Source organism: Arcticibacterium sp., assembly GCF_055134445.1.
In genome coordinates this window covers 23953-29952 of record NZ_JBSRVI010000021.1, presented here as the reverse complement: position 1 = coordinate 29952, position 6000 = coordinate 23953, and the positions used below count along the sequence as shown (strand labels likewise).

Below are 6000 nucleotides of genomic sequence, written 5' to 3'. Positions count from 1 at the left end.
GGTTTTGACATTGACGTTGGAGCACCAATGCCGACAATTTTGTCAAATGAACATCATATTTATTTGATTTTCTATGTGAGTAACGTTGACCCAGATTGGGACGGTTCTACGGTTCATATGCGAACAGAAAATGATGAAGGAATTGTGACCGTCAAGTTTGACCGATTTGTACAATTCAAATTCGGAAATCCAAATGACGAATCGATTAATGGACATCCATTATACGAATTCGGACTTCAACCTTACTCAATACAAAAAGTGACTGAATCGGAATGGATAAAAGAATTGATAAAGATGAATTCTGTCCATCCATATCATAAAGACGAACAATTTTCAAAATATGAGCATTTCATCTTCTTCTTTCGCGACACCTGCTTTGAAATTATAGCTGAAGGCTATTCAATTGAACAAAGCTCTGAGACGACTATGAAAGACGATATTCAGCGAATTGGAAAACTATTATAAATAAAAAAAACGTGCTACAGTCGAGTAGATAAGGGGAGTTTCACCCCTAACCTCTCACAAACAGTTCCGAGACGCGTAGTCAGCGACGCGTAGTCCGAGACGCGTAGTCATGAACCCCTCGATTCATACGGCTCTTGTTGTACGATCTTGGATTTAAGTTCTTACAAACTTGTATCCCAGCTGCCAATGGTAGAGAACAAATACGGGAAGGAGACAATTATTCTTCTCAGCCAATTTACGGCCTTGATTTTACTCCCTTTGAACCCTTTATACTTGTTCAATATCCATTTGATGATTCGGTGGTGAAGATGGTAGAATACTGGAGTTAAACTCTTTTTGCTCACTTTTCCATAGTAATTAATCCAACCTCTGATTTGCATTAATGCCAAATCTTGAACCAACTATTCCTTTCTTAGACTTCTGGCTCATTTTGCAATCAAATTGTTGGATCTCGATATCCTAAGCTAGCAGCTTAGCTGTTTAAAAGCCTCCGGCTTGACATCTAATGACATTTCCAAGACAAGCTCACACTTCTCCATTTTAGAAAATGTGTCCCTTTTAATTATCCTTTTTTAGCTTAGAACAAGTTTCTTGCTTTCATGTTGAATTTCGATCGTTTTGGAGAGCAATAGTTCAAACGAGAACTTGAAGAAGTCCAGACACTAAGCATCCCGATAGCCAACCAGAGATACCCTTCTTTCTTAAACAATAAATTTAAGTGCACCGAAAAATAAACGCTTTTGGTTGTACCAAGTAATTTCTTCAATTTCACTTATTGAACGGATACAACTATGCGAAAACAAACACTTACAAATGAATATATAAATATAGTATCTACACCTTTTGTTCAGATACGCTATCGTTGTGCACAATCTTGGAAGAAGCTCACCGTCATTGAAAGAAATGTTTATTTACCTAATAAGTCAAAACATATATGAAACTAGGACATCTCTTCACTTTTTTAATTTGTGTAACATTTCTATCTCACGCTATAGTTAGAGCACAAGAGCCTGCCGCATCAAACGGTAAATTTATTGATGTTAATGGTGCAAAAATATACTTTGAAGAATATGGGCAGGGTGAGCCATTGATTCTACTGCATGGATTTGGTAGAACACTAGAGGACTGGAAACCCTATATAACTGAATTTTCAAAAAGGTATCATGTAATTGCTTGGGACATGAGAGGACATGGTAGATCAACAAATCCCGACACGAGCAAAACTTTTCTTCACAGCACAGCCGCAAAAGATTTGGTTGCATTCGTAGAACAACTTAATCTAAAAAAAGTAAAGGCTATTGGACATAGTTCAGGAGGTATAACCATGCTATATGCTGCATTCAAAGAGCCAAATATGTTTGAAGCCATTGTTCCGATAAGTGCACAAATCTACTTCAGTGCACAAGTTCGTGAGTTTATAAAAAATAACGCAATGCCTGAAGCTTATTATGAATTCAATGAACTTGAAAAACAACATGGCGAAATCAAAGGAAGGTTAATTGCTCGTCAGTTTTATCATTTTCAAGAACTCTACGGTGATCCTTCCATCACTAACGCCCAACTTAACACTATCACAGCTAGAACACTCGTAATTCATGGTGACAATGATTTTGTGCCTGTTTCACAAGCTTGGGAAATATATAAGAGCATTCCGAATGCTCATCTTTGGATTGTACCAAACGGTTGGCATATGCCTCATATTGGTGATGCGAATGGAACTGATTTTATCAGAAAGACATCGGAATTTCTAGACGGTGATTGGAGCAAAGAGCATTGACAATATTTTGATATTTATTGGCCGTTAATAAAAAAAACAGTGCTTAACAAAATTAATATAAAAAAGCTAATAAGTCCTAAATCTATAGCTTCTTGCTTATTTGCAAAAGACCGCCAAATCTTTGAATTGGCACATTTATAGAAGAAAATAAAAGAAACCAAATCAAAGATTTGGCTACAAGGTATGCGAGCGGCACAGCTAATAAGTCGCACTACTTAAAGCCCAATCGTTATATTCAATAAAAGAATAATTAGAATGCGGAAGACCAACTACCTCATGGCACTATTGACACTACTTGCCTTGGGTGGATGCAAAACGAGCAAAATTCAGATTGAGGAAATAGATAAAATAGAATTTTGCCAAATTACCAGCCAATTGGTTGATAGGTTACAGAATGACGACAAATTAAAATCTTATTTTGGTATTGAATCCGAAACTGTTAGAATCTATTACGACACACTTGTTCATTCTGGCAATCCTAGTTTCTTTGAGATGGAGGTTGCAGAACTTAGAGCTAAGAAGGAGAATCTTTCAATTAATGAAACTTATCCTCAAGTTCAATACGAAACGACTAAAAACTCTAAGAAATATAGAACGAACTGTGCATTTGAAGAAAGGAATAGAACAAATGCAGACCTTCAGGTTACTTTTTGGTATTCAAAAAAGGATAGTTTTATTTCGTTAGATGCAGTCAATATACTTGAAGAGCCAGGCTACTCACAAGGATATTTGTATCTTATTAAAATCGGCTCCAAAGGAGAAATTAAAAGATTAAAAGAAACATACTGGGAAGAGTGAAAATCAAACACTGAATATAATTGAGTAGCCCGACCCATCAATAAAACATGATAGGCTGGGGCTCTGGTACGCCAACCCGTTCACACCACAATTCCATTGGGGTAATTCCATTGTGGCAATTCCATTGTGGCCAACGTACGGGGCTAGCGTGCCCGTGTTTATACGGCGGAATTGGTGTCCCCGTTCTGAATCTCTGGTTCTATGCGATGATAATAATCCAACATACTTTCAAATCCACGTAACCTTAGTTTTTCAAGCCTGATGGTTGTCTTTAATTCCTATAGCTATCACAAGCTTTGAGTAGCCGAGCACGCCTACAAGCTCACATTCTTCTCCATATTAAAAAGCCCCCTCTTTCAACTACCACTTTTTTAGCTTGCCAAAACCATAGCTAGCAGAAGAGATTCTTCTTTTTAAAACAACAAATTCAAGCACTCCTAATTACCGAAAAATATACGCTTTTGGCAGTACCAAGTAATTTCTCCAATTTCACTTATTGGACGGATACGATTACCCGAAAACAAACACGTACAAACGAATATATAAGAAAGAAAAACACACCTCTAGCCAATAAGAAGGTGGATATCCGCTAATGTTAGCGGTCAGGAAAAAAGACGACACCAATGGTAAGAACATTAATAATAATGGGAATTATATCAACAATTTTAAATTTATTTGGCTGTTCGAAACAGACCAAAAATAATGATGACAAACAGTCTAGTGAAATGGACGAACAGATTGCTCAATCAATTGAAGCATTTAAGAACAGACTTATTTACAAAGAATTGACTCCACAAATAATTGACTCAACTTCTGACGATGATTTGCTGCAACTTGTTTTTGATAATCTATCTAAAAAACAATCAGAAGATTATGAAAAGGAGTATAAGATAGTTATGACTTGGAATAAATCGAGACAAGCAGTCTATATGATTTGGCTTTTGGAAGCTGAAGTTAATAATGGTGGTTACAACCAATTCTACTTTAATTCGAGCGGACGGTTTTACAAACATTTACCAGAAGCATTAAGACTTGTTGGAGCAAGTAAATTTTCCGACTTGACCGATCGAGCGAATAAAATATTTGAACAGGAAAACGAAGAAATCACAAAGCATCAAGACGGAACAATAGAAGGATTTAGCAAGTCGTACGAAGACAACCCGTTAAACGATTTGGATACGGAATTTTACGAACTCTATCAAACTGAAAACTTGCAACAAATTCAGGTTGACTACATAAGAAAAAACAAAAGTGATTTTACTGATAAATGAAAGAAAAGAAGCCCGAACCGCTAACAAGCGATGACCACCCCAGCCAGCCTATCGGCAGGTCCGATCGCAAAGCTTCGCGTTAGCTTCCATATTAAACAGACAAATGAATGACCTATAAAATATTATTGACCTTTTGCTTTACTTACTTATTATTTACAACATATGGACAAGACAACTCAAAGACATTCTTGTTTGTTGGCACTTATACTGAAGGGAAACCAGACCTTGGTATTTACGTTTACGAGTTCAATTCAAAATCGGGACAGTTAAAACTAAGTAGTAATGCAGAAAACATTACCAATCCCTCGTTCTTGACAGTTTCGCCAAATGGACATTTCTTGTATGCTTGCACCGACACGAAATTACCCAATGATGGAAGTGTCACAGCTTTCAAAATAGATAGCATAAACGGAAAAATATCACTTATCAATAAACAGCCGAGTGGTGGTGAAAATCCTGTATACTTGACGGTTTCCAAGAACAACAAGTATATCGTAAATGGAAATTATACAGAAGGGAATGTCTCTGTTTTTACGGCCAATGAAGACGGCAGTTTAAATCCGTATTCCCAAATCATCCAATTTGCTGACAGTAGCATCAACAAAACACGACAGGATAAAGCTCATATTCACGCTACAGTTTTTTCACCAGAAAACGATTTTATATTTTTACCCGACCTTGGTTCCGACAAAATACGAGCCTTCAAATTTGACTCCACCAATTCAAAACCACTCATTCCTGTTCACAAGAATTTAGTAAATTCAGTTTTAGGAAGCGGACCAAGACACTTTACTTTTCACCCTAATGGCAAATTTGCATATTGCATTGAAGAACTTAGCGGAATGATTTCAGCATATTCTTATGACAACGGAATTCTTGATTCTATACAAAGAATATTTTCCTATTCTAAAATTCAAGATTCTTATGGAAGTTCGGATATTCATATTTCTCCTGATGGACTTTTTTTATATGCTTCAAATCGATGGGATGAAGAAAATACAATATCTATTTTCTCTATCGACCAAAACAAAGGACAACTTAAATTAATTGGGCATCAACAAACGTATGGAGATCACCCGAGAAATTTCACAATTGACCCCTCTGGTAGATTTCTTTTAGTAGCAAATCTACTGACTAACAATATTGTGGTATTTAAAAGAGACTTAAAAACGGGTTTATTGATTAAAACTGAAAATGAAATAAAAGTGCCCAGCCCTTCATGTTTACAAATGAGAAAATACGGCAACTATTAAAGTAGACGGTTCTACCAGTTGAAACTGATAGAGTACGCCTCTGGTACGCCAGCTTAGTCACTCCACAATTCCATTGCGGCAATTCCATTGGGGCAATCCATTGCGGCCTTCTTAAAGTTTCTGGCTGTAATCGAAGGTAATACCCCAACATAGTTTCGTAACCACGTTACCTTAAATTTCAAGTTTGATGGTTCTTTTTTTTAGTCTCCTGCTTGACATCAAATGACATTTCCAAGACAAGCTCACACTTCTCCATTTTAGAAAATGAGTCCCTTTTAATTATCCTTTTTTAGCTTAGCACAAGTTTCTTGTTTTCATGTTGAATTTCGATGGTTTTGAGGAGCAATAGTTCAAACGAGAACTTGAAGAAGTCCAGACAATAAGCATCCCAATAGCTATCCATAGAGACCCTTCTTTCTAAAACAATAAATTTAAG

6 protein-coding genes are annotated in these 6000 nt (G+C 36.5%); 5 read left to right on the top strand and 1 reads right to left on the bottom strand.

What is annotated here, in order from left to right:
• The coding region (locus ACTBZY_RS02975; RefSeq protein ID WP_463044842.1) for a hypothetical protein at positions 1-465 on the top strand (465 nt) is incomplete at its 5' end.
• Between the two features lie 161 nt (positions 466-626).
• Here the strand turns inward: ACTBZY_RS02975 and ACTBZY_RS02970 are convergent.
• Positions 627-845, bottom strand: a complete 219-nt coding sequence (locus tag ACTBZY_RS02970; protein ID WP_463044841.1) for a group II intron maturase-specific domain-containing protein — start codon at positions 843-845, stop codon at positions 627-629.
• Positions 846-1399: 554 nt separating this feature from the next.
• Between ACTBZY_RS02970 and ACTBZY_RS02965 the strand changes: the two genes are divergently transcribed.
• From ACTBZY_RS02965 to ACTBZY_RS02950, 4 genes are all read left to right on the top strand, one after another.
• Complete coding sequence (locus ACTBZY_RS02965) at positions 1400-2242, top strand: alpha/beta fold hydrolase (RefSeq protein WP_463044840.1); 843 nt, start codon at positions 1400-1402, stop codon at positions 2240-2242.
• Positions 2243-2497: 255 nt separating this feature from the next.
• Entirely contained in the window at positions 2498-3040 is a 543-nt protein-coding gene (locus tag ACTBZY_RS02960; RefSeq protein ID WP_463044839.1) for a hypothetical protein, read from the top strand.
• A gap of 623 nt (positions 3041-3663) precedes the next feature.
• Entirely contained in the window at positions 3664-4311 is a 648-nt protein-coding gene (locus tag ACTBZY_RS02955; protein ID WP_463044838.1) for a DMP19 family protein, read from the top strand.
• A gap of 107 nt (positions 4312-4418) precedes the next feature.
• Positions 4419-5564, top strand: a complete 1146-nt coding sequence (locus tag ACTBZY_RS02950) for a lactonase family protein (protein WP_463044837.1) — start codon at positions 4419-4421, stop codon at positions 5562-5564.
• Positions 5565-6000: the final 436 nt, after the last annotated feature.